Annotated in this window: 24 protein-coding genes; 6 read left to right on the forward strand and 18 right to left on the reverse strand. The window is 68.1% G+C overall.

Annotated elements, in window-relative coordinates; all coding sequences use genetic code 11:
• Positions 1-24 precede the first annotated feature (24 nt).
• Genes trmD through rpsP form a run of 4 tightly spaced genes read right to left on the reverse strand, consistent with a single transcriptional unit; the run spans position 25 to position 1,998 of the window.
• Positions 25-717, reverse strand: coding sequence for a tRNA (guanosine(37)-N1)-methyltransferase TrmD (gene trmD / locus P0Y48_04880; GenBank protein WEK14540.1), 693 nt, complete (start codon positions 715-717; stop codon positions 25-27).
• A 1-nt stretch (position 718) separates the two neighbouring features.
• Positions 719-1,369 (reverse strand): ribosome maturation factor RimM, encoded by a 651-nt coding sequence (gene rimM, locus P0Y48_04885; protein ID WEK14541.1) that lies wholly within the window; start codon positions 1,367-1,369, stop codon positions 719-721.
• Positions 1,332-1,562 carry an RNA-binding protein gene (locus P0Y48_04890; protein WEK14542.1) on the reverse strand — a complete coding sequence of 77 codons (231 nt, stop codon included), beginning with the start codon at positions 1,560-1,562 and terminating at the stop codon, positions 1,332-1,334. The genes rimM and P0Y48_04890 overlap by 38 nt, the downstream gene beginning before the upstream one ends.
• A 4-nt stretch (positions 1,563-1,566) precedes the next feature.
• Positions 1,567-1,998, reverse strand: a complete 432-nt coding sequence (gene rpsP / locus P0Y48_04895; GenBank protein ID WEK14543.1) for a 30S ribosomal protein S16 — start codon at positions 1,996-1,998, stop codon at positions 1,567-1,569.
• A 187-nt stretch (positions 1,999-2,185) separates the two neighbouring features.
• Between rpsP and P0Y48_04900 the strand changes: the two genes are divergently transcribed.
• A complete protein-coding gene (locus tag P0Y48_04900) occupies positions 2,186-3,349 on the forward strand; it encodes a glutamate--cysteine ligase (protein WEK14544.1) in 1,164 nt (387 codons plus the stop codon).
• Here P0Y48_04900 and P0Y48_04905 read toward each other — a convergent pair.
• From P0Y48_04905 to P0Y48_04920, 4 genes are all read right to left on the reverse strand, one after another.
• A complete protein-coding gene (locus P0Y48_04905; GenBank protein WEK14545.1) occupies positions 3,343-4,974 on the reverse strand; it encodes a glycosyltransferase in 1,632 nt (543 codons plus the stop codon). The genes P0Y48_04900 and P0Y48_04905 overlap by 7 nt on opposite strands.
• Positions 4,975-5,036: 62 nt before the next feature.
• Complete coding sequence (locus tag P0Y48_04910; protein WEK14546.1) at positions 5,037-6,149, reverse strand: hypothetical protein; 1,113 nt, start codon at positions 6,147-6,149, stop codon at positions 5,037-5,039.
• A gap of 159 nt (positions 6,150-6,308) precedes the next feature.
• Positions 6,309-7,862 carry a signal recognition particle protein gene (gene ffh / locus P0Y48_04915; GenBank protein ID WEK14547.1) on the reverse strand — a complete coding sequence of 518 codons (1,554 nt, stop codon included), beginning with the start codon at positions 7,860-7,862 and terminating at the stop codon, positions 6,309-6,311.
• A 74-nt stretch (positions 7,863-7,936) separates the two neighbouring features.
• On the reverse strand, positions 7,937-8,890 hold the full coding sequence (locus P0Y48_04920; GenBank protein ID WEK14548.1) for a TetR family transcriptional regulator: 954 nt from the start codon (positions 8,888-8,890) through the stop codon (positions 7,937-7,939).
• Between the two features lie 65 nt (positions 8,891-8,955).
• Here P0Y48_04920 and lipB point away from each other — a divergent pair, with 65 nt between their 5' ends.
• Positions 8,956-9,597 (forward strand): lipoyl(octanoyl) transferase LipB, encoded by a 642-nt coding sequence (gene lipB, locus P0Y48_04925; GenBank protein WEK14549.1) that lies wholly within the window; start codon positions 8,956-8,958, stop codon positions 9,595-9,597.
• Positions 9,594-10,610, forward strand: a complete 1,017-nt coding sequence (gene lipA / locus P0Y48_04930) for a lipoyl synthase (GenBank protein WEK14550.1) — start codon at positions 9,594-9,596, stop codon at positions 10,608-10,610. Before lipB ends, lipA begins: the two co-directional genes overlap by 4 nt.
• Here the strand turns inward: lipA and P0Y48_04935 are convergent.
• From P0Y48_04935 to smc, 4 genes are all read right to left on the reverse strand, one after another.
• Complete coding sequence (locus tag P0Y48_04935; protein ID WEK14551.1) at positions 10,607-10,996, reverse strand: MmcQ/YjbR family DNA-binding protein; 390 nt, start codon at positions 10,994-10,996, stop codon at positions 10,607-10,609. The two genes, lipA and P0Y48_04935, sit on opposite strands and share 4 nt — an antisense overlap.
• 2 nt (positions 10,997-10,998) lie before the next feature.
• Positions 10,999-11,499: a DUF2004 domain-containing protein gene (locus tag P0Y48_04940; protein WEK14552.1), complete on the reverse strand. Its 501-nt coding sequence runs from the start codon at positions 11,497-11,499 to the stop codon at positions 10,999-11,001.
• A gap of 61 nt (positions 11,500-11,560) precedes the next feature.
• Complete coding sequence (ftsY, locus tag P0Y48_04945) at positions 11,561-12,433, reverse strand: signal recognition particle-docking protein FtsY (protein ID WEK14553.1); 873 nt, start codon at positions 12,431-12,433, stop codon at positions 11,561-11,563.
• A gap of 76 nt (positions 12,434-12,509) precedes the next feature.
• Positions 12,510-16,016 carry a chromosome segregation protein SMC gene (smc, locus tag P0Y48_04950; protein ID WEK14554.1) on the reverse strand — a complete coding sequence of 1,169 codons (3,507 nt, stop codon included), beginning with the start codon at positions 16,014-16,016 and terminating at the stop codon, positions 12,510-12,512.
• 385 nt (positions 16,017-16,401) lie between these two features.
• Between smc and P0Y48_04955 the strand changes: the two genes are divergently transcribed.
• The 3 genes from P0Y48_04955 to P0Y48_04965 all read left to right on the forward strand — a co-directional run bounded on the left by P0Y48_04955 (position 16,402) and on the right by P0Y48_04965 (position 18,897).
• Positions 16,402-16,659, forward strand: a complete 258-nt coding sequence (locus tag P0Y48_04955) for a hypothetical protein (GenBank protein WEK14555.1) — start codon at positions 16,402-16,404, stop codon at positions 16,657-16,659.
• Between the two features lie 73 nt (positions 16,660-16,732).
• Positions 16,733-17,818, forward strand: a complete 1,086-nt coding sequence (locus P0Y48_04960) for a GNAT family N-acetyltransferase (GenBank protein WEK14556.1) — start codon at positions 16,733-16,735, stop codon at positions 17,816-17,818.
• Complete coding sequence (locus tag P0Y48_04965; GenBank protein WEK14557.1) at positions 17,815-18,897, forward strand: GNAT family N-acetyltransferase; 1,083 nt, start codon at positions 17,815-17,817, stop codon at positions 18,895-18,897. The genes P0Y48_04960 and P0Y48_04965 overlap by 4 nt, the downstream gene beginning before the upstream one ends.
• 18 nt (positions 18,898-18,915) lie before the next feature.
• On the opposite strand, the gene P0Y48_04970 is transcribed toward P0Y48_04965, so the two are convergent.
• The 6 genes from P0Y48_04970 to rpmF all read right to left on the reverse strand — a co-directional run bounded on the left by P0Y48_04970 (position 18,916) and on the right by rpmF (position 22,762).
• Positions 18,916-19,269, reverse strand: coding sequence for a DUF2834 domain-containing protein (locus P0Y48_04970; GenBank protein WEK14558.1), 354 nt, complete (start codon positions 19,267-19,269; stop codon positions 18,916-18,918).
• The gene (locus tag P0Y48_04975; protein ID WEK14559.1) at positions 19,266-20,219 is read right to left on the reverse strand and encodes a hypothetical protein; all 954 of its coding nucleotides are present in this window, start codon (positions 20,217-20,219) and stop codon (positions 19,266-19,268) included. The genes P0Y48_04970 and P0Y48_04975 overlap by 4 nt, the downstream gene beginning before the upstream one ends.
• Positions 20,216-20,851 carry a MerR family transcriptional regulator gene (locus tag P0Y48_04980; GenBank protein ID WEK14560.1) on the reverse strand — a complete coding sequence of 212 codons (636 nt, stop codon included), beginning with the start codon at positions 20,849-20,851 and terminating at the stop codon, positions 20,216-20,218. Before P0Y48_04980 ends, P0Y48_04975 begins: the two co-directional genes overlap by 4 nt.
• A gap of 72 nt (positions 20,852-20,923) precedes the next feature.
• Positions 20,924-21,853, reverse strand: a complete 930-nt coding sequence (mutM, locus tag P0Y48_04985) for a bifunctional DNA-formamidopyrimidine glycosylase/DNA-(apurinic or apyrimidinic site) lyase (protein WEK14561.1) — start codon at positions 21,851-21,853, stop codon at positions 20,924-20,926.
• Positions 21,846-22,538, reverse strand: a complete 693-nt coding sequence (gene rnc, locus P0Y48_04990; protein ID WEK14562.1) for a ribonuclease III — start codon at positions 22,536-22,538, stop codon at positions 21,846-21,848. The genes mutM and rnc overlap by 8 nt, the downstream gene beginning before the upstream one ends.
• Before the next feature lie 14 nt (positions 22,539-22,552).
• A complete protein-coding gene (gene rpmF, locus P0Y48_04995; GenBank protein ID WEK14563.1) occupies positions 22,553-22,762 on the reverse strand; it encodes a 50S ribosomal protein L32 in 210 nt (69 codons plus the stop codon).

Here is a 22,762-nt window from a genome sequence, read left to right on the forward strand (position 1 = left end):
GCGGCCGGGCCCCACGCGAGTCGTTCAGTCGGCGAGGAGGTCGGGGCGGCGCTCGCGAGTCCGCGCGACCTGCTGCTCGTGGCGCCATTCGGCGACGCGGCCGTGGTGGCCGCTGAGCAAGACCTCGGGAACGTCGTAGCCGCGCCAGGTGGCAGGCTTCGTGAACGACGGGTACTCGAGAAGGCCGTCCTCGTGCGACTCTTCGACCAGGCTCTCGGGATTCCCGACGACACCGGGAATGAGGCGACCCACCGCTTCGATCATGGCCATCGCTGCGACCTCACCGCCGTTGAGGACGTAGTCGCCGAGGCTCACGAGCCGCACGTCGCCGAGCGTACCGGCGTAGGAGAAGACCCGCTCATCGATGCCTTCGTACCGGCCGCAGCCGAAGACCAGATGCGGCAGCTCCGCGAACTCGCGCGCCGTACGCTGCACGAAACGCTCTCCTGCGGGTGAAGGGAAGACGAACGTGGGGCGTTCTGCACCGGCGGCCGCGGCCACGGCATCCAGCGCCTCTCCCCAGGGCTCGGGCTTCATGACCATACCGGCGCCACCGCCGTAAGGCGTGTCGTCCACGCTGCGGTGACGATCATGGGCAAAGCCGCGCAGATCGTGGACATGAACGTCCAACAGTCCGCTCGCGCGCGCCTTCCCGAGCAGCGAGACCTCGAGAACGTCGAAGAACGCGGGGAAGATCGAGACGACGTCGATGCGCACGTCAGTCCTCGGCGTTCTCGTCCTCGGCGGCGGGCGCTGGCTCGGGGTCGTCGTCGCCGACGAGATCTTCGAAGAGTCCCGCCGGCGGCGTGACGATGACGCGTCCGGCCACGATGTCCACTTCGGGCACGATCGCCGCGACGAACGGCACGAGGATCTCGCGTTCGGCGTCGTCTTCGGGCCGGACGATGAGGAGGTCTTGCGCCGGCAGGTGATCCACGCGAACGACACGCCCGACGACGACGTCGTCACGGACGACCTGCAGTCCCACGAGCTGATGGTCGTACCACGCGTCGTCCTCTGTCGGCGCTGCATCGTCGTCCTGATCGACCCAGAGGATCGCCCGCACGAGCGACTCCGCGACCGTGCGGTCTTCCACGTCGTCGAGGAAGAGAACCGGGTGCGAGTTCATCCAGCGGAACTCACGAACAGTGACGTTCTTGCCGTGCCAGGGGGAAGACTCCGGAACCTGCAACGTAAAGACGGCGCCCGGGACGAATCGTCCGTCGGGGTCGTCGGTGTACAGCTCGAGCTTGAGGGCGCCCTTGAGCCCGTGCGCCTTGACGAGGCGGCCGACGCGCAACTGCGTGCGCGCGGCTCCGGATGCCGACACGTCAGTCGTCCGCGACGTCGACGCGGACGCGCGCGCCATCGGCCAGCGCCGAGATGAGCGTGCGCAGCGCCTTGGCGGTGCGTCCGCCGCGCCCGATCACCCGTCCCCGGTCGTCCGGGTGCACGCGCACCTCGAGCACGTCGCCGCGAGGCGACGTGGACGAACGGATGGTGACATCGTCCGGGTGATCGACGATCCCCTTGACGATGTGTTCGAGCGCGGCGGCCAGCACAGTCTTACTCGGCCTCGGTGGTCTCTGCGGCGGCGTCGTCGGCCGGCGCGTCATCCGCGGCGGCAGCAGGCTCTTCGGCCTTCTTCTCCACCTTCGGCTTGATGACGGACTTCTTGGAGGTATCGGCCACGAACTCCGACTTGCCCTCGGCGGTCTTCACCGTCGAGACGGCGTTCTTGTCGCCCTTGAAGCGACCCCAGTCGCCCGTGAGCTTGAGCAGGGCTGCGACCTGCTCGGTCGGCTGGGCACCGACGGACAGCCAGTACTGCGCACGCTCGGAGTCGACCTCGATGAACGAGGGCTCCTCGGTGGGGTGGTACTTGCCGATCTCCTCGATCACGCGACCGTCGCGCTTGGTGCGCGAGTCGGCCACGACGATGCGGTAGTACGGCGCGCGGATCTTGCCGAGGCGCTTCAGACGGATCTTGACAGCCACAATTCTCCTGAATGGTGTTGGGAAGTGATGATGAACGTCGCCTGGAGAGTGGGGTGCACACCCGGCGGAAGCTCTGCGGGTGGACCGGCGGCCGGATAGAGGGTCGAGCAACAGGTCCAGCGATCTATTTTGCCAGATCATGACGGATGCTGCGAACCAGCGGGCTTGCGCGTGTCAGACTGTGCGCATGACGGTGCCGTTCGCGACATCCGCCCGCTCGTCGGTGGGTCTGGAGTGGGAGCTCATGCTGGCCGATCCGGAGACGGGCGACCTCGCACCGCGCGCACCGGAGATGCTTCCAGAGTTGGAGGAGCAGACCCGCCACGAGCGCTACACGGTGACGGGTGAGCTGCTCACCAACACGCTCGAGGTCACGAGCGGCGTGGGCGATACCGTCGCCGCCGCCGTCGACGACATCGCCGACGCCATCGCGCAGGTCCGTAAGCTCAGCGACCCGCGCGGAATCGAGCTTCTCTGCGCCGGGAGCCACCCCTTCGCGCAGTGGTATGACCAGCAGGTCACCGACAAGACCCGCTATCACAACCTGATCGAGCGCACCCAGTGGTGGGGACGCAACATGATGATCTGGGGCATCCATGTCCATGTGGGCGTCGACGACGTGACGAAGGTCCTGCCGATCATCAATGCGCTGTCGGTGTATCTCCCCCACCTGCAGGCCCTGTCGGCATCCAGTCCGTTCTGGGCGGGCGAGCGCACGGGGTACGCATCCAACCGTGCACTCGTGTTCCAGCAACTCCCGACAGCGGGCCTGCCGTGGCCGCTGACGGCGTGGTCGGAGTTCGAGGGGTACCTCGAGGACATGGTCCGCACCGGCGTGATGGCCGACGCCACCGAAGTGCGCTGGGACATCCGTCCGGCCCCGCGTTGGGGCACGATCGAGGTGCGCGCCTGCGACGGCATGTCGACGCTGCCTGAGCTCGCCGCCGTCGCCGCCCTCGTGCAGGTGCTCGTGGAGCACTTCTCCCGCGAGATCGACGAGGGACGAGGGCTGGCGACGATCCCGCCGTGGTTCGTCAGGGAGAACAAGTGGCGCGCGGCGAGGTACGGCCTCGATGCGCGCGTCATCGTCGATCGCGACGGCACCCAGCGCCCCGTGGTCGACCATCTCCGGGAGACCGTCGCGCGGCTCTCCCCGGTCGCCGAACAGCTGCACTGCGCGCGTGAGCTTGCCGGGATCGAGACGATCCTGACGCAGGGCGCCAGCTACGAACGTCAGGTGCACGTAGCGGAGGCTGCCGACGGGGATCTCCGCGAAGTCGTCCACCACCTCATTCGCGAGTTCCGCGCCGGCCCCACGTTGCGCGATCACCTCGCGAGCCAGAGTCACTGACGATCCGCGGCCCCCACCGGGTCCGCTGCGGGCAGGGCAACATCGACGTCTGCTCCGTGCAGCTCGAACGTCGACATGCCGTGCTCGGTCTTCTGCCAGTAGTGCGGCTTGGTGATCAACTGCCAGAGCGCCTTGTACGACGCCGCCGAGTGCAGGAGCCAGTAGACGGGGTTGAGGAGCGCCCAGCCGACGAGCCAGAAGGCGCCCCGCTTGTACGGTCCCATCATGTTGAGATACACCATCAGGCCGTTCCCGATGAGGAAGTTCAACAGGCAGAGCCAGAGCACGAGCGGCGGAAAGGCGTCCGAGACGTCGAGCCAGGGAATCGCGAACGAGGCGACCAACAGCGCCGTGAAGGGAATCACGCCGAGGAAGGTGAGGGGGGTCCCGGCGATGAGGAGTGCGAACGAGAAGAATCGCCGCAGCCCGATCTGCCCGATGAGGCGCCCCGGGCGACGAGCGTGCACCAGCGCCGTCTGCATGTAGCCCTTGATCCACCGGCTGCGCTGACCGATGAAGATCCCCATCCGGCTCGTCGCCTCTTCCATCGTCGTCGAGTCGACGACCCCGACCCGGTATCCGAGTGCGCTGGCGCGGATGCCGAGATCGGCGTCCTCGGTCACGTTGTAGGGGTCCCACCCACCGAGCTCGCGCAGCGCAGCCGTGCGGAAATGATTGGACGTGCCCCCGAGCGGGATCGGAAGGTCCCTGACGTCGAGGCCCGCGAGCATGTAGTCGAACCAGTAGCTGTACTCCAGCGCGAACATGCGAGTCAGCACGTTCTCCCGTGCGTTGAAGTAGTTGAGGGATGCCTGCATGACGACGGTCGACGCGTCGGCGCGCGAGAAGGCGACGATCGTCTTCTTCAGCTGGTCGGGTTCGGGTGCGTCTTCGGCGTCGTAGATTACGAGGAACTCGCCCCGCGCAACCTCCAGACCGACGTTGCAGGCACGCGGCTTCGTCTGCGGGGCACCCTTGGGCACCGTCACCACGATGAAGTTCTCCGGCGGTGAGGACACCGCGATGGCATCCCTCGTCTCGTCGTCCTCCTCCTCCACCAGGATGATGACCTCGAGCTTGTGCGCGGGGTAGTCGAGGCGCCCGAGGTTCTCGACCAGGCGTCCCACGATCCGCGCCTCACGGAAAACGGGCACGAGCACGGTGTAGATCGGGAGGTCTTCGTCGCGCAGGGCGGCGATGGCATCCGCGTCGACATGCTGTACGAGGTCGTATCGCGACCCGTGCAGAGCAACCGAGAACTTGAAGAGCGTGCTGGAGAGGAAGACGATGCTGGCGACGGCGATGCCGACGACGATTGTCGGCAGCGTCCACAGGATGAGCGCCGCAACGAGCACGACGAGGAAGATTGCGAGGCCCACCTGCTGTGCCCGCGAGAGCACGCGTCGCGCGGAGAGGCCAGGATCGGCGTGGTACAGGCCGTTGGCGGCCTGATCCGCGAAGTCGTCGCGGAAGTGTTGCACCACCTGGTCGACGATCGCGCGTTGGCCGAGCGGGCGGACCACCAGCGGCGCACCGACTGCCGCGCTGATCTCGGAACGAGCAGCACGCCCCAGTTCGCGCGACGCCCCGATCACCACGGCGTCGCCATCACGTCCGAGCGGCACCCAGCCTTCCTGGACGTACCGAGTTCGCAGTTCCGCAGAGAGTAGCGGGGAGTCCGCGGCCGTCATGAGAGTCCTCCCAGCGCGCTGATCCAGTCGGCGAGTGTTCGCCACTGCAGAGGGGTGAGCCAACCGATGATCCATAGCACCACCGACACGGCGCTCGTGAGAAGGGTGTGAGCCAGTCTCGTCATCGTCGGCACGATCGCGATCGCCAGGAGCAGCATGAGCGTGTAGTTGATTCCGGCAGTGCCCGGCGGGGTGAGACCGAGAACGAAGGCCAGCAGTGTGCTCGCCGTCAGGAGAACGGCGATGAGTGCCGTGCCCGGGAAGCGGAGCGCGAAACTCGTCACCACGAGAAGGAGCATCGGTGCGAAGTACACGACTCCCGCGGGCGACGCGAAGAAGGTCAGGAGTGCGTCGAATCGCTCCGGGTGCCAGCTGAGATCCCCGCGGAACATTGCGAGCGGTCCCGCGCCGAAAGCGACACCGAGGAGCGCGAGCGAGAGGAACAGCGTGATCGTGGGGAAGGCGACGACGTACGCATTGGCCAGCCGCGCACCCGGTCGCGACTGAATGATGAGCGTGCCGGCTATCGCGGCGACCAGCGCGGTGAAAGTGACGGTGGAGTCGGAGAAGGCCGCGCAGGCGAACAGGATGCCGGCACGGAAGCCCGCCTGCGTGTTCGCCCACGTGACGAACCGCACGAGGTCGATCATCCCGAGGCCGAAGAACATCAGGCCGACCACGGCCTCGAAGTTCGTGGTCGCGATGTAGGCGAAGACGGGCGTCGCCCCCAGTGTGAAAATGAACACAAGGCGCACGAACAGCGGGAAGTCGCGTCGCTGCATCGACTGGACGATCAACTGGAGCATCAGCCCCGCGACGAGGCATCCGGCGATGGACAGCCCGAAGGCGCCCCCGGGGATCAGCATGGCGACGAGACTCGTGAGCGGCGGATAGAGGGCACCGATGACTCCGACGTCACCGCCGGCGGCTCCCCCGGCCCGCAGGATCGCGATCCTGTCGGCCAGCGCACCGTTCGGCGTGCCGTCCCAGCCGCCCTGGGTGGCCACGTGGAACCAGATGGCCACGCTCGCATACGCCGCGGCGATCAGGAGGCGCACACCCCAGCGCAGCCAGACGTTGCGAGGGTACTTCGCGAGACGCCCGCTCACGCTCTCACGGAACAGCGGCGTATCGCGATCGAAGACGGTACTCGTCGAGACTCTGCTGGTCACACTCCCGTCGCAATCTCCCCCGGTATCCCCAGACGACCCGTTCGGCTCAGCCTAGCGGGACGAGAGGGAGGGGAAAGCCGCGTCTCGGGGCGTGTCTCAGCCCTTGCCGAAGAGCTTCTGGATCTCTGCGAGATCAGCCTCAGAGGGCTGCGGCGTCGCGCCGAGTCCGAACCCCGAACCCGATGCCGCACCGGGGGCGACGGAAGCGAGCCCGGCGTTCTCCGCCGCACGCTTGGCGGGGTTGCCCGAACGCGACCCGCCGCCCTTCTTCTGCTTGTTTCCGCGCTTCGCCGACGCGCCAGGCTTCCCGCCCATGGGACCCATGCCGGGGATCTGGGGAACCCCGCCGCGCGCGACGGTCTTCATCATCTTCGCGGCCTGATCGAAACGCTGAACGAGCTGATTCACATCGGTCACCGTCATGCCGGAGCCGCGAGCGATCCGCAGGCGGCGAGACCCGTTGAGGACCTTGGGGTTGCGCCGCTCACCCGGAGTCATCGAGCGGATGATCGCCTCGGTCCGGTCGATCTCGCGCTCATCGAAGTTCTCGAGCTGCTGCTTCATGTTCCCGGCGCCCGGCAGCATGCCGAGGACCTTCTTCATGGAGCCCATCTTCTTGAGCTGCTGCATCTGCTCGAGGAAGTCCTCGAGTGTGAACTGCTCCGTCGCGAGCTTCTCCGCGACCTTGCGAGCCTCTTCCTCGTCGAACGCAGCCTGGGCCTGCTCGATCAGCGTGAGGATGTCGCCCAGATCGAGGATGCGGCTCGCCATCCGGTCGGGATGGAACGCCTCGAGGTCCTCGAGACCCTCGCCGGTGGAGGCGAAGATGATCGGTCGGCCGGTGACCGAGGCGACAGAGAGGGCCGCGCCACCGCGCGCGTCGCCGTCGAGCTTGGACAGCACGACGCCGGTGAAGTCGACGCCGTCTTGGAAGGCCTTGGCGGTGTTGACGGCATCCTGGCCGATCATCGCGTCGATGACGAACAAGACTTCATCGGGATCGACCGCTGTGCGGATGTCTGCGGCCTGCTTCATGAGTTCGGCATCCACGCCCAGTCGACCGGCCGTGTCGATGATGACGACGTCATGCTGGTGTCGCCGCGCATGCTCGACGCCGTCACGTGCGACGCGAACGGGATCGCCGACGCCATTGCCCGGCTCGGGAGCGAAGATGGTCGCTCCGGCACGCTCGGCCACCACCCGAAGCTGCGTGACGGCGTTCGGGCGCTGCAGATCGGCAGCGACGAGCAACGGCGTGTGGTTCTCCTTCTCGAGCTGGCGCGCGAGCTTGCCGGCGAAGGTGGTCTTTCCCGAACCCTGAAGGCCCGCCAGCATGATGACGGTCGGCGGATTCTTGGCGAACTGCAAGCGGCGCTGCTGTCCACCCAGAATGGCGACCAGTTCCTCGTTGACGATCTGCACGACCTGCTGAGCAGGGTTGAGCGCACGGTTGACCTCATCACCGAGGGCCCGTTCGCGCACCTTCGCCGTGAAGTCCTTGACCACGACCAGCGCGACATCGGCGTCGAGCAATGCGCGCCGGATCTCGCGCACGGTCCCGTCGACATCGGCGGGGGTCAGCTTTCCCTTGGTCCGGAGATTGCGGAAAGTCTCTGTCAGCCGGTCGGAGAGTGTGCCGAAAGTCGCCATGATGCCCCGATTCTACGGGAGTGCGCACGCTGCCCCGCCGCCACGCTCCGGACGCGGCTCCCCCGGGGGCGAGGTCAGGACGGCCGGTCGAGTTCCTGGAACACCGTCAGCTGCAATCCCGCCGCCCCGCGCACCCGCGCATTGCGGGAGCGCCACGGGGTCACGCGCGGTGCGGCCTCCAGCAGCGCACCCGCCTCGAGCAGGGATGCCGTGACCGACACCGTGTCGTCGACTTCGATCGCGAGGCGTATCGACTCGCTCGGGGCGTCGCCATCGGTCTCCACTCGGTCGATGAGGTCGATCTGCGCCGCGTTGGACAGCTCCAGCGTGGCGCGACCCGCGTCGAGGATCACGACCCGCGCGCCGCCGTCGCCCTGGTAGGACTCCTGTTCGGCCATCCCCAGCACGTCCCGGTAGAACGTGACGGCGCCGTCGAAGTGGTCCGCCCGCGCGACGACGCGCAACTGACGCACCGGACGAGGCAGGGTCGACCCGGCCGCGTCGAGAGCGGCGTCCAGCACCGCCCGCAACGACGTCGCGCCCGGCCCGTGCCGCGCCCACTCCTCGATGGCAGCGATGACCGCTCCCCCGTGCGCCGCCCCGCAGACCTGCGCTTCGATCACGGAAGCCCCCTCGACCGCGAGACGCCTGGCCACCGCTGCCGCCACACGCGCGCGGCGGAGGGCCGACTCGCGATCGAGTTCTGCCGCGATGCCCATGGCGTCCGCATTGACGAGGGCGAGGGCGAGAGCATCGGGCGCGAAGTCCTCCGCGATGAGCGCCAAGGCGGCTCGGATCTCGGCGCCGGCCTCCAGGGCGCCTTCTGCGACGACGAGACGTTCGTCCAGCCCCGCCCACAGAACGTCGGCCTTGGAGGCGAAGTAATTGAAGAAGCTGGAGCGACTCACGCCGGCGCGCGCGGCGATGTCTCCGACGGTGGTGCTGTCGTAGCCCCGCTCGAGGAAGAGTTCGCACGCGGCTTCAGACAGCGTTTCCCGTGACGACGATTTCGGACGACCGGTGCTCATCCGCCCAGCCTATCCACGCTATTATTGGACGCCGTCCAACTAATCACGTCAGATCCGGGAGAATCGTGCTCGACATCAGAACGATCGGCCTTGCCCCTGCGTACGTGCCCTACACCGAAGCGTGGGCGTTGCAGCGCCGAATTCACGGCGAGATCGTAGCGGGCACTCGGGCGGACACCCTCCTGCTGCTCGAGCACGAGCCCGTGTTCACCGCGGGCGCACGCACCGCGCGCCACGAGAGGCCCACCGACGGCACCCCCGTCGTCGATGTAGACCGGGGAGGCAAGATCACCTGGCACGGACCCGGCCAACTCGTCGGCTATCCGCTCGTCCGCCTCGGCGAGCCGGTGGACGTCGTCGCCCACGTCCGACGCCTCGAAGGCATCCTGATCGAGGTGCTCGCGGGGTTCGACGTCGCCGGCTATCGCGTCGAGGGTCGCAGCGGCGTGTGGGTGCGCCGCCCTCTCTCGGAGGACAAGATCGCGGCGATCGGCGTGCGCGTGCAGCGCGGCGTGACAATGCACGGCTTCGCGCTGAACTGCGACAACTCGCTGCTCCCCTTCTCGCAGATCGTGCCGTGCGGCATCACGGATGCCGGGGTGACGACACTGAGCGAGGTGGTCGGCGCGGACATCTCCCCCGCGGATGTCGCGGATGCCGTGGCATCCGCCTTCAGTGGCGCATTCTCGACGGAGGTCGCCGCGTGAGCTGCGGATCTGCGCCCGGCGCCGCATCGGCCCAGGCCGCTCCCGACGGGAGGAAGCTCCTCCGTCTCGAAGTCCGCAACGCGCAGACACCTATCGAGCGGAAGCCGGATTGGATCAAGACGAAGGCACGCATGGGGCCCGAGTACCAGGCCCTCCACGCGCTCGTGAAGGACGAGCAACTGCATACGGTCTGCCAGGAGGCAGGCTGCCCCAACATCTACGAGTGCTGGGAGGACCGCGAGGCGACCTTCCTCATCGGCGGTTCACAGTGCACGCGCCGGTGCGACTTCTGCCAGATCGACACCGGGCGCCCCGCTGCCTACGACGTGGACGAGCCGCGTCGTGTCGCCGAGAGCGTCACCCGCATGCAGTTGCGCTACGCGACCGTCACGTGCGTCGCGAGAGACGACCTGCCCGATGGCGGTGCGTGGCTCAACGCCGAGACGGTCCGCCAGATCCACGCGCAGAACCCGCACACGGGCGTCGAGTTGCTCGCGACCGACTTCAACGGCGAACCCGCCCTTCTCGGTGAGGTGTTCGACGCGCGCCCGGAGGTCTTCGCGCACAACGTCGAGACGGTCCCGCGAATCTTCAAGCGCATCCGCCCGGCGTTCCGCTACGAGCGCTCGTTGGACGTCCTGACGCAAGCGCGGGCGGCCGGTCTCATCACGAAGTCCAATCTGATCCTCGGCATGGGCGAGGAGCCCGAAGAGGTCGTGCAGGCCCTGGTCGATCTCCACGATGCCGGGACGGACATCATCACGATCACCCAGTACCTGCGACCGACGCCACGGCATCTTCCTGTCGCGCGATGGGTCAAGCCTCAGGAGTTCGTCGAGTTCAAGGAGGAAGCAGAGCGCATCGGCTTCCTCGGGGTGCTCGCCGGCCCCCTCGTCCGCTCGTCGTACCGCGCCGGCAGGCTCTGGGCACAGTCGATGGCGTCGAAGGGTCGGACGATCCCTGAACACTTGGCGCACCTCGCGACCGAAGGCGGGTTCGCGCAGGCGGTCTAGCCGACACCGAGCTCGAACTCGCGCACCAGATAGCGAGGCGCCTGTGTGCGCCATGCCTCGGTCACGAGTTCTTCGAGGTGTCCGATGTCGATGGCCGCCATGCGGAACGCGATCTTGGGCTCGCCCCACCCCGTCGTCTTCGGGAGGAAGACGTCCGGCGCCATCTCCCGCAGCGCCAGCGCGTCGTCGGGGTCGGCCACCTTCACTCCCACGACCGGCTCCGCGGCGATGATCGCGCGGACGGCATCCGGGATGCTCGGCCAGGGATGGCATTCCCACGCGAAGAGCTTCGCCCGCACGAACCAGGCCGCTCCGCCCGTGGTCTGGCGCTCTACCGCGCCGGGAAGCGCGGCGGCGATACGGCGGACGTCGCCGACGGTAGCCATCGTCAGTCGGCGCTGGTGACCGACTGCACCGCCCCGTCGCTGGTCAGGTTGACCAGCAGCACCTCGTCTGTCGCATCGCGGTCGAGCGCGTACTCCAGCACGGCGAAGGGATCCGAGCCGCCGTGCTCGTCGGCGAGGATCGTCATGCTGACGAGCTGGAGGGCGCGAATGACGTCGATGTGGACGTCGCCGGAGATGTCGACGAGGAAGTCATCGATCTCTTCGCCCAGTTGCTCCTGCTGCTGGAGGATGTACTCCGTTACCTCGCTCGTGCGATCGTCGAGCTCCGACACCATCGCGTTGCGCGCCTGCAGGTCGATCTGCTCCAGGGACGAAATCATCGCGGCGGCGACATCGAGCGCGGCCGGCGACACGTCGTCCTGGTCGGGCGCAGTGAGATCGACGGTGACCCTCTGGTCGCCGAAGTCGATGGACTCGCTCCAGAAGATCGATCCGTCTGGCCCCGACTCCAGCAGGCCGAAGTAGTCGTGCTCGATCGCCATGGCCCTATGCAACCATCCCTGCGCTCACGGCGCGATAGCGTCTGCGCATGTCGCGCCGCCTTCAGTCGACGAGCGCAGCGGCGAAGACATGCGGTGTGAAGCCCGTGAGGTCATTGATGCCCTCTCCCTGGCCGAGCAGTTTGACGGGGATGCCGGTGCGCTCCTGCACGGCGAGGACGAACCCGCCGCGAGCCGATCCGTCGAGCTTCGTCAGGACGAGTCCGGTGACGCCGGCGTGCTCGAGAAAGGCCTCGGCCTGCAACACGCCGTTCTGACCGGTCGTCGCGTCGAGGACGAGCAGCACTTCGCTGATGGGCGCGAGCTTCTCCACGACCCGGCGGATCTTGCTCAGTTCGTCCATGAGCCCGCCCTTGGTGTGCAGGCGCCCGGCCGTATCGACCAGGACGATGTCGGTCTGGGTGCGCATCGCGTGCTCGATGGTCTGGTACGCGACCGACGCGGGATCCTGGCCCTCCTGCTGCGGACGCACGATCTCCGCGCCTCCCCGCTCCGCCCACGTGGCGAGCTGTTCGACGGCGGCCGCTCGGAAGGTGTCGGCAGCGCCGACGACGACAGACCGGTCGAACCGGCGCAGATAGGCGGCGAACTTGCCGATCGTCGTGGTCTTGCCGACGCCGTTCACGCCGACCACCAGCACGACCGCCGGACGCTCCGACAGTCGCAGCGTCGTGTCGAACTTCGCGAAGTGCTCCTCCAGCGTCTCCCGCAGCATCCGCTGCAGGTCACGGGGATCGGTGGTCCGATACCGTTCCACCTTCGCGCGGAGCTCGTCGATGATGCGCTCGCTCACTTCGGGACCGAAGTCCGCGGTGAGAAGAGCGGTCTCGAGGTCGTCCCACGTCGTCTCATCGATCGTGGGCTTGACGAACATTCCGCGCAACGCGCGACCGAGCGACCAGGAGTTTTCCGCCATGTCTCCAGCCTAGGAGTTCACGCGACCTCCGCCGCACCCTCGGGTGAGACCGCTCGCGCCTGGAACGGCATCCGGATCAGGCGGGTGCCCGCTCGCGCACGCGCTGGCCGACGACGGCCGACACCCCGTCCTGCCGCATCGACACTCCGTAGAGGGCGTCCGCGATCTCCATCGTGCGCTTCTGATGCGTGATCACGATGAGCTGGCTCGACGCGCGAAGCTGCTCGAAGACGCCGAGCAGCCGACCGAGGTTCGCATCGTCAAGCGCGGCCTCGACCTCGTCGAGGATGTAGAACGGGCTGGGGCGCGCCTTGAAGATCGCGGTGAGGAGCGCGACCGCCGCCAGCGACCGCTCCCCGCCCGAGAGGAGGGAGAGCCGCTCGATCTTCTTGCCCACGGGGCGCACCGACACGTCGATCCCCGTCGTGAGGGGGTTGTCCGGGTCGGTGAGGGTGATGCTGCCGGAGCCGCCGGGGAAGAGGATCGGGAAGACCTCGCCGAACGCGGTCTTCGTGTCCTCGAAGGCGGACAAGAAGATGGTCTGCATCCGCTCGTCGAGTTCTTCGATGATCGTCAGGAGATCGGCGCGGGTCTGGGTGAGGTCGGCAAGTTGCTCGGTCAAGAAGGCGTGACGCTGCTCCAGGGCGGCGAACTCCTCGAGAGCGAGCGGGTTGACGCGGCCGAGCTGAGCCAGCTTCCGCTCCGCATCCTGCAGTCGACGCCGTTGAGCGCTGCGTTCGAACGGAGTCCCCTCGTCGCCCTCCTCTCCGAGAACGGGCTGATCGGGGCCGTATTCCGAAACGAGAATATTCTCGGCCAGTCCCAGTTCGCTGTTCACGCGCTCGAGCAGCGACGTCACGTGGAGCCGCTTCTCGTGCATCTGCAGTTCGATCCCGTGCACGCTCTCGGTGAGGGCATTCAGGCGTTCGCGGAGCCCCGATTCCTGACCGCGCAGCTCCCCCAGTTCCGCCGTGAGCGCCGTGCGCGTCTGCTCCGCGAGCTGCAGTTCGACCCGCGCCTGCGAGACCGATCGGTCGACGGAGTCCAGGAGCGGGGGAAGCTGTGCGACGACCTCGGCGGCGACTTCCCGCTGCGCACGCCGGATGACAGCCCGGCGAGCGGCCTCCTCAGCGGCAGCGCGCTCGCGTTCGCGCTGTCGTTCGAGCTGGACGACCCGCGACTCCCCCGCGCGAACCCGCTCCTTCAAGGTCTCGACGTCGAGCCGCGACCGCATCTCGGCGTCGCGCGAAGCGTCCAGCTCGGACAGAAGGCCGTCACGCGCCGAGGCGTCGAGGATGGGGCGGGGAGCCGCCTGAGCCTGCCGGAGGGCGTCTTCAGCGGCCCGCGCGGCGGTCTCCGCGTCGACCACGGCCACTTGGGCCTGACGAAGCCCTGCTTCGAGCCGCTCACATTCGGCGATGGCAGCCTCATGGCGCACTGTCGCGCGATTGACCTGCTCACTGTGCGCGGCCAGAGCGGCGTCGTGCTCGCGCAGCGTCTGCAGCGACTCCCTGGTGCGGCGCCGCGCATCATCCCATGCGGTCTGCGCATCGACGAGCGCTTCTCGCAGTGAATCGGCCACGACGGCGATCTCGGTGAGACGATCGGCCGCCGCATCCCGCTCTGCGGCGAGCTCGAGTCGTGATCGCCCGGAGCCCGAACCGGCCCGGACGGTATGCGCCGTGACGACTTCGCCGCCCCGCGTCACGAGCACGAAGCCCGCGTCCGCGTCGGTCGCCGACTCGGTCCACTGCCGGGCAGCCTCGAGGTCGTCCACGATCAGCACAAGCGACAGCACCCCGCGCACTCCGTCCGGACCCGAGACGACCTCGTCCGCGGGAGTGGCGCCTCGCGGCGCGACACGTGCGTCGGGTGCGGAGCGCACGGACGAAGCGAGCATGATGTCCACGGCTCCGAGGTCGGCGTCGCGGGCAACCGATGCTGCACCGACGGCAGCGTCGAAGTCGTCGACCAGGAGTCCCTCCGCCAACGATCCGAGCGCCGCCGCAATGGCCGCCTCGTATCCCGGCGTCACCTTGACCGCATCGCCGACCAGTCCGCGGATGCCGGGACCGCCGCGCTCGAGGAGAGCCGCGGCGGCGTTACGCACGTCCAGTGCCCGACTCAGCGCGGCCGTCTGCGCCGTCAGCGACTCCACTTCCCGCTCCGCTGCGTGCAGGCGTTCGCGCAGACCCGAGACGTTCGACTCCGCCTCCGTGGCGTCGCGCTGAGCGCGTTCGTAAGCGGCGGCATACTCTGCCGACGAACTCTCGGGAACCAGGTCGGGATCGACCCCGGCGAGCACCTCCTCCGCCTCGGTCCGACGTGCGAGCGCCGCGTCGAGCGCGCGCTGCTGCCGTTCGACAGCTGCCCGCACGGCATCCAGTCGCGACGCTGCCGCTTCAGAAGAACCGCGCAGAGCCGTCAGACGCATGTCGTGCTCGGAGACCAGGGCGCTCTGGGCTGCGATATCGGCGTCGAGTGCGTCGAGCTCGGCCCGCGAGCGGATCACCTCGCGCGCCGCGGCGGCCGCCGCATCCTGTGCGGCTCCGAGTCCCGAGGCGATGTCGTCGACCTCGGCGCGCGCCTCGTCGATGCTGGCTTGGCTGACGGTGGTGACCTCGAGCGCGAGCTGACCGTCATCCTCGAGGAGCGAGAGTCGTTGCCCGGCGAGCGAGTAGAGTCCGCGGAGCCGCTCCTGCACCTGTTCCAGACCGAAGGCCGCGGCACGCGCACTGTCGACGGCCTCGGAACGCTGCTGCGACTCGAGCGCGTCGATGCGCTGCTTGACCTGCTCGACCTGATCTTGGAGAAGCACCCGCTCTGCGTGACGGTCCTGCTCGTTCCGTGCGTGATCTGCCAGCTGGGTGCGCAGCGTCACGAGCTCGTCGGCGTACAGCCTCGCCTTCGCGTCGCGGACGACGGCAGCGATCGTCGCGGCCTCCCGCGCGATCTCGGCCTGCTTGCCCAGCGGCTTCAGCTGTCGCCGCAACTCCCCCGCGAGATCGCTGAGCCGCATGAGGTTCGTCTCCATCGCCTCGAGCTTGCGGAGCGTCTTCTCCTTGCGGCGGCGATGCTTGAGGATGCCGGCGGCCTCCTCGATGAAGCCGCGTCGATCCTCCGGACTCGCCTGCAACACGGTGTCGAGGCGTCCCTGGCCCACGATGACGTGCATTTCGCGACCCAGCCCCGAATCGCTGAGCAGCTCCTGCACATCCAGGAGGCGGCAGGTCTCCCCGTTGATCGCGTACTCGCTGGAGCCGTTGCGGAACAGCGTGCGACTGATCGTCACTTCGCTGTACTCGATGGGGAGTGCCCCGTCGCTGTTGTCGATCGTCAGTTGCACTTCGGCGCGACCGAGCGGACCGCGCGTGGCCGTCCCGGCGAAGATGACATCCTCCATCTTGCCGCCGCGCAGGGTCTTGGCGCCCTGCTCTCCCATGACCCAGGCGAGAGCGTCGACGACGTTCGACTTGCCGGATCCGTTCGGGCCGACGATGCAGGTCACGCCCGGTTCGAGCGCGAACGTCGTGGGCTGCGCGAACGACTTGAAGCCTTTGAGCGTCACGCTCTTCAGGTGCATAAGTGGCCGTCCTCCGTCGGGTCTCGCGCGGCTGTCGCGACCACGCTACCGGCAGTGGGCTTGACGCACGCGCCAGCCACGCGCTATCGTCACTCTCCGCGTCAGAAGTTGAGAAAGGAGGTCCCGAAATGATGCACATGAACACCACCGGAGGAATGACTCCGCGTCTCGCGTGCACCGGGACCGTCTCCTTCGGCGCCTTCCAGAACGCGCGCACGCACGCGTTCATCTGATCCCCGCAGGGGACGAGTCTGCCCTCTGGGCGTGATCTCCGTCGTCTGAACGGGTCCGATCGGACTCTCGGGCCTTCCTGTGCCCCGCCTCCTCGTGCTGCGGCACGATCCCCGCCGCCATCGCGGCATCCACTTCCATCGAAAGCACTCTCGTGAACACTCTCATCGCGCCGCAGCGCCCGGAACGTCGGCCCTTCGACGGCGCCGTGCCGCTGCAGCATCCTCTGAACGACCTGACTCCGCGGACGTCCCTCCCGGATCGGGTGGCCCTCCGGCTGGCACTCGCACTGCTGCTGTGGAGCACCCGACCCGCGCGGGCACAGACACCTGCTTCCCGCCAACGGGAACTCGACCGCATCGCCCGGGAGCACGCGTGGCAGCTCCGCTGCCACCGACTCCCCCTCCTGTGAGCGGGATGCCGGCGCCCACACGCGCCGGCATCCCCCGAATCTCTTCCCTTCTGACCAACGGAGCCCATTCCTCATGAACACCCAGACCGAACTCGGCGTCGAGTTCCGAACCCTCACCATCCCGACCAGCATCGACGCGGTCGACGCCGCCGCCTTCATCGAGATGACGCGCGTGCGCAACGCCGTCTACGCGGAGATCGCCGGCAACGACGACGACGCCATGGATGCCGCCGAGCTCCTTCCGCACTACCAGCCCGATCCCGACGAGACACGGCTCAGCTGGGTCGCTGTCGTCGACGGTCGGATCATCGGCCGGGTGGGCGTCGACATTCCGCACGAAACGGGCTCGAAGAACGCGTTCTGGCTCGTCGAGCTGCTGCGCGAGTACCACGGGCGTGGCATCGGCACGGCGGCGTACCGTCTCGTGGAGGATGCCGCTCGCGCTCACGGACGCAGCGTGCTGCAGTCGTGGGCACAGCATCCCGAGACTGTCGGCGACCGCCTCGACGCGCCCACCGGTTTCGGTAGCATCCCACGAGACCGCGCCGCGCGGTTCTACCTCGCCAACGGTTACACGCTCGAGCAGATCGAGCGGCAGAGCGATCTCGACCTGCGCGAGAGCGCCCCGACGGTGGATCGCCTGCTGGCCGAGGCGCAGGCTGCTTCGGCCGGCTACCGAGTCGTCCAGTGGATAGCGCCGACGCCCCCCGAACATGCCGAAGGCTTCGCGTGGATGAAGTCGCGCATGTCGACGGACGCCCCCGCGGCCGGCATGGAGTTCGACGAGGAGACGTGGGATGCCGCGCGCGTCTCTCGTCACGATCAGCGATGGATCGACGCCGGGATGACGGCCCTCGTCACCGCCGCCCAGCACATCGCCACCGGTGAGCTCGTCGCGTTCAACGAGCTCGTCATCGGCGAGGATCGCACGCGACCGACGCATCAGGAGGACACGCTCGTGCTCAAGGAGCACCGCGGTCACAAGCTCGGTCAGCTGGTCAAGTGCGCCGCGCTCGTGACGTGGCGTGACATCGCCCCCGAGTCGCCGAAGGTGATCACCTACAACGCGGAGGAGAACCGCCCGATGCTCGACATCAACGAGGCCATCGGGTTCCGTCCGGCTGCCTACAACGGCGCGTGGAAGAAGGTCCTCACATGAGCACGCGAACGCTCGACATCGTCCGCGTCGCCGCTCCGCGCGACCTGGACGATGCGGACGCCCGGGACTTCCTCGACATGATCGAGGTCCTCAACCGCGGCGTCGAGCACGACGTGGGAACCGACCACCTCCGCATCGCCCCGTCGGAAGTGCTGCCGGCGTGGCACGTGCAGCGGTACGTGGAGCGCGGCGGACACGTCGCGCGCCATGGCGACCGCGCGGTCGGCGCGATCCAGTGGAGCATGTCGATGGAAGCGGGATCACGAAACCTCGAATACGATCTCGCTACCCTGCCCGACGTGCGCGACGACGGGGTGACGGAACGGCTGCTGGAGCTCGCGATCGCCGACGCACGGGCCGCGGGGCGGACGGTGCTGCAGACGTACAGCCTGCACCGCCTCGACACGGGACTGCCGACCTGCCCTTCACCGACGGGCTTCGGCGCCGTACCCCGCGACGCATGGACGCAGTTCTATCTCGATCAGGACTTCACGCTCCAGCAGGTCGAGCGCAACAGCATCTTCGATCTCCGCGGCTCGCTCGACGCGGTCCGTGCGATGCGCGACGCGGCCCGTGACGCAGCCGGCATCGACTATCGCGTGCAGTTGTGGAGCGGCGGCACGCCGGAGCGCTTCCGCGAGGCCTTCGCCTACGTGCTGTCGCGCATGTCGACCGACGTTCCGTTGAGCGGCCTCGACATCACCGAAGAGCGCTGGGACGTCGCGCGGGTGGAGCATCGCGATCGCCGACTGGCGGACGGCGGACTTCACATCGGTGTCGCCGCCGTGGAGCACGTGCCGTCGGGAAGGATCGTCGCTTACAACGAGCTGGGAATCGGGCAGGACCGCTCGCGCCCGACCGACCAGTGGGGCACGCTCGTGGTGAGGGAGCATCGAGGGCGACGGCTGGGGACGCTCGTGAAGTGCGAGAACCTCCTGCGCTGGGCCGCGGAGGTTCCCACGTCTCCCTTCGTCTCGACCTTCAATGCCGAGGAGAACCGTCCGATGCTCGACGTCAACGAGGCGATCGGGTTCGTCCCGTTCACCGTCGGCGGCGCCTGGCAGCGCATTCTCGACTGAGGTGGAGCGGGGTCGTCGTCAGACGGTCGGCCCCGCCCCCTCGTCGCGGAGACGTGAGAGCCGTCGTTCTCGGAGTGCGAGGAAGAGCGGCACGGTGAACGCTGCAGCAGTGAGGAACGACAGCGGAACGAACAGCCACGCCCACCGCATCCCGATCCGGCGTCCTTCCACCACGATGAAGATGCTCGCCGCGGCCACCACGACCACGAGGTCCCACTGCAGCGACTGGGTCGCGGCCCCGTTGGCGAACCACTCGCCGAACCACGCGCTGTTCTGAACGATGGCGATGGCGTTGAACGTCCAGGTGATCCCGAGCCCGGCGATCGACAGCGCGAGGTAGACGATGGCGAGCGGCGTCCAGCGCGGGGTCATCGGCGTGCTCCGACCACGACAGCCGCGCACGCAGCGACGGTGGCAACAGCGACCCCGATTCCTGCGGCGAGGACGGGTCCGGCGGGGGCGACGACGGACTGCCCGATGAGTGCCTGCCAGGTGAGGATGCCGATCATCGCTGCATACGCGACGGTCAGGAGCATGACGAGCCTCCACCGCACGCCGCCATCGCGCAGCGCCGGCATCCGACGGCTCAGCAGTTCGAGCGCGAGGAGGCTCAGTGGGAGGATCTGCAGCGCATGCATCCCGACGAAGTGCGGCACGCGGAGGTCACCGCCCTCGGTGCTCCAGCCGAGGAAGGGCAACCCGGCTCCCCCGTCGGCCACCCCGACGGCGTGAGCCCCCGCGATCCCCTGGAAGTCATCGAGCTGTCCGGGCGTGGGGCCTGTCATCAGGAAGGCGACCGCCATGCCCACGAGCCCGAGCGCGACGCCACCGCGAATCGCGAGATTGCGTGCCGCGTCGGGCGTCGGGCTGACGACGAGCGCGATCCCCACCAGCAGGGTGACGATCCACACGATCACGATGGATGCCGCCATCACCGACCAGAGCGTGGTGTTCAGCGGGGTCGAGACGTTGAAGTGACTGGTGGTCCCCGCCGCCGCGGCACCGACGATGATCACCATCTCGGCGACGAGCGCGATCACGACGATGGTGCCCGCAATACTCGCTGCGCGGCGCCAGCGATGCACCTGCCCGATCAGCCACGCGAGGGTCACCGCGTACACCGCGATCGACAACGAGAACTTCAGCGGCTTGAACCAGGCGTTCTGCCCGAGGATCAGCCGCGGATCGACGATCGCGAGGATGCCGCAGACGACGCTCAGCATGAGCATGCCGGCGGCTAGGGCAAGGAGCGGGCGGTGCCAGCGGTCCGGCCGGGGAAGGGTCGCGAGCGGCTGCGCGGCACGCGAGACCGTGGCCGTCATGTGGTCGTCTCCTGGGTCGACATCGAGTACCGGCGTGCCGTTTCGGCCTCTTGGGCGAGTCGCCGCAGTCCCGCGAAGAGGGTGTCACCGAGCACGGTGCCGACGACCACGGTCTCGGCCATCGCGGCTCGGCTGCCGCTGCTGTCGAGCGCGTCGAGGTCTGCTGCGGCGACCTGTTCGGCGGCGGCGGCATAGGCCCCCAGCGTCGACGAGAGATCACTCCGGCCGAGCACCTCGTACGCGTCGAGCACGCCCGCGGCCAGTTCGAGCCCGGGGTTCTCGGGCGCCGTGTGCCATCCGCGCACGTGAGCTTCGGCACGCACCCGGGCGATCGACTCTGGTCGGGCCGGCGTCTCCCGCTGCGGAAGAGCGTGCTGCGCAATCCCGAAGACATGCGGCAATGGCATCCCCTCGTCGTCGATGGCGCGGAGCACGTTGCGCGCCGCGGAGACCGACAGCCCTCCCACTTCGATCAGCGCGCGTATCAGCCGCAGCCGGTCGACGTGCACTCCGCCGTACTCGGTCTGGTTGTAGCCGGTGCGCTCGCCCGCAGGGAGCAGGCTCTCCCGCGTGTAGTACTTGATCGTCGCGGCGCTAACGCCGGAGATCTCGCTGAGCTCGGATATCCGCATATCGTTAGTATGACTATCGATAGTTCAATTATCAATACCGCTGCAGCGAAGCGTGAGTGGCGAGTGCCTACGTCACCCCGGTCGGCGTTGGCAATGAGCGCAGTAGTGGCTCGACCGGTTGGTGAACGACACCCGGACGATCGGCCGCCCGCAGCGAGGGCACGGCTCCCCCGTTCGCCCGTACGCGCGGAGAGAATGAGCGAAATAGCCGGCCTGCCCGTTCACGTTGACGTACTGCGCGTCGAAGCTCGTCCCGCCCTCCGCCAGCGCACGCTCCAAAACAACCCTCACCTCGTGGCGCAGACGATTCACGGCGCGCGTCGAGAGCGAGGATGCCGGAGTCTCCGGATGGATTCTGGCCGCCCACAGCGACTCGTCGGCATAGATGTTGCCGATCCCACTTGCCACCGTCTGGTCGAGGAGCACTCGCTTGATCGCCGACTCGGTGCGAGCCAGCCGCGCACGGAAGGAGCTCTCCGAGAACGCCGGGTCGAGCGGATCGCGCGCGATGTGCGCGACCTGCGTCGGAACCAGCGCCGCGCTCACTCCCCAGCCGCCGGGCGCGCCGTCGGGCGTCGGGATCAGGTCGTCCACCGCGAGCGATCCGAAGGTGCGCTGATCGGCGAACACCACGGCCAGCTCGCCGTGGTCCGGGTGGCTCAGATGAATGCGAACGCGCTCGTGGCGCTCCGGTGGTGCGTCGACCGCGCGAAGCAGCAGCTGGCCGCTCATCCCGAGGTGGGCGACGACGGCGTCTCCGGGGAACATCGAGGCGTCGTCGCGCTCCGCACCCTCTCGCTGGAACGGCAGCCAAAGGAATTTCCCCCGACGCGCCGCAGCCGCGAATCGACGACCGACGACCGCTCGTTCGAACGACACGGCATCGCCAGGATGCCGGGTGAGCGCGCGAGTGTCGTGGACATCAGCGCCGAGGACGAGGGCACCGGTGACGGCGGGCTCCAGCCCCGCGCGGACGACCTCGACTTCAGGGAGCTCAGGCACGCGCCGAGAGCTCACGCCAGACGGCCAGCGCGCCGGCCATTTCGGCCTGCTTCTTGCTCGAGCCCGAGCCCGTGCACGACACCTCGCCGACCGAGACGGTCGCGGTGAACCGGCGATGGTGATCAGGGCCTTCGGCCGTCACCGTGTAGACGGGCGGCGCAAGGGCGAGACGTGCCGCGAGCTCCTGCAGACTCGTCTTCGGATCCATCGCCGCGCCGTAACGTTCTGGATCGGTGAGGAGCGGTTCGAGAAGACGGAGGACCAGTTCCGTTGCCGCGTCGGGGCCGGCTGACAAGAACGTCGCGCCGAAGACCGCCTCCATCGTGTCGGCCAGGATCGAATCCTTATCGCGTCCACCGGTCTGGTCTTCACCGCGCCCGAGTCGCAGATGAGCCCCGAGGCCGATGCGTCGCGCCACTTCCGCGAGAGCCACCGTCGACACGACGCTCGCGCGTCGCTTCGCCAGCGACCCCTCGTCGAGGTGGGGATGCAACGTGAAGAGGTGCACCGTCACCGCTTGTCCGAGGATCGAATCGCCCAAGAACTCGAGACGTTCGTTGTGCGGAATACCGCCGTTCTCATACGCGAAAGAACGATGCGTCAGGGCGAGCGACAGAAGCTCGGGGTCGATATCGACCCCGAGCTTGTCGGAGAGCACCTCGTGCTCGAAGGAGACGTCCGTCACGACGTGACCGTCGTTCAGACGTCGGCGACCTTGCGGCCCTTGTACTCCAGGAACAGCTCGGTGCCCTGCGAGTCGGTGACGACCTTCGCCTGGTGCGGGCGGCTGTAGACGACCTTGCCGTTCTCGACGGTCTTGACGAGGGCGGGCGCCTCCGCCTTCCACTGTGCACGACGCGAACGCGTGTTGGAGCGGGAGACCTTGCGCTTCGGGGGGTTACCTGCCAT

This window comes from Candidatus Microbacterium phytovorans, assembly GCA_029202445.1.
GTDB lineage: Bacteria > Actinomycetota > Actinomycetes > Actinomycetales > Microbacteriaceae > Microbacterium > Microbacterium phytovorans.

What these genes read in the sequence shown, in the direction of transcription:
- rimM (WEK14541.1), bottom strand. Translation starts at nt 1,369, where the DNA reads ATGGCGCGCGCGTCCGCGTCGACGTCGCGGACGACTGACGTGTCGGCA.
- P0Y48_04900 (WEK14544.1), top strand. Translation starts at nt 2,186, where the DNA reads ATGACGGTGCCGTTCGCGACATCCGCCCGCTCGTCGGTGGGTCTGGAG.
- ffh (WEK14547.1), bottom strand. Translation starts at nt 7,862, where the DNA reads ATGGCGACTTTCGGCACACTCTCCGACCGGCTGACAGAGACTTTCCGC.
- P0Y48_04920 (WEK14548.1), bottom strand. Translation starts at nt 8,890, where the DNA reads ATGAGCACCGGTCGTCCGAAATCGTCGTCACGGGAAACGCTGTCTGAA.
- P0Y48_04935 (WEK14551.1), bottom strand. Translation starts at nt 10,996, where the DNA reads ATGGCTACCGTCGGCGACGTCCGCCGTATCGCCGCCGCGCTTCCCGGC.
- P0Y48_04940 (WEK14552.1), bottom strand. Translation starts at nt 11,499, where the DNA reads ATGGCGATCGAGCACGACTACTTCGGCCTGCTGGAGTCGGGGCCAGAC.
- ftsY (WEK14553.1), bottom strand. Translation starts at nt 12,433, where the DNA reads ATGGCGGAAAACTCCTGGTCGCTCGGTCGCGCGTTGCGCGGAATGTTC.
- smc (WEK14554.1), bottom strand. Translation starts at nt 16,016, where the DNA reads ATGCACCTGAAGAGCGTGACGCTCAAAGGCTTCAAGTCGTTCGCGCAG.
- P0Y48_04960 (WEK14556.1), top strand. Translation starts at nt 16,733, where the DNA reads ATGAACACCCAGACCGAACTCGGCGTCGAGTTCCGAACCCTCACCATC.
- P0Y48_04965 (WEK14557.1), top strand. Translation starts at nt 17,815, where the DNA reads ATGAGCACGCGAACGCTCGACATCGTCCGCGTCGCCGCTCCGCGCGAC.
- P0Y48_04970 (WEK14558.1), bottom strand. Translation starts at nt 19,269, where the DNA reads ATGACCCCGCGCTGGACGCCGCTCGCCATCGTCTACCTCGCGCTGTCG.
- P0Y48_04975 (WEK14559.1), bottom strand. Translation starts at nt 20,219, where the DNA reads ATGACGGCCACGGTCTCGCGTGCCGCGCAGCCGCTCGCGACCCTTCCC.
- P0Y48_04980 (WEK14560.1), bottom strand. Translation starts at nt 20,851, where the DNA reads ATGCGGATATCCGAGCTCAGCGAGATCTCCGGCGTTAGCGCCGCGACG.
- rpmF (WEK14563.1), bottom strand. Translation starts at nt 22,762, where the DNA reads ATGGCAGGTAACCCCCCGAAGCGCAAGGTCTCCCGCTCCAACACGCGT.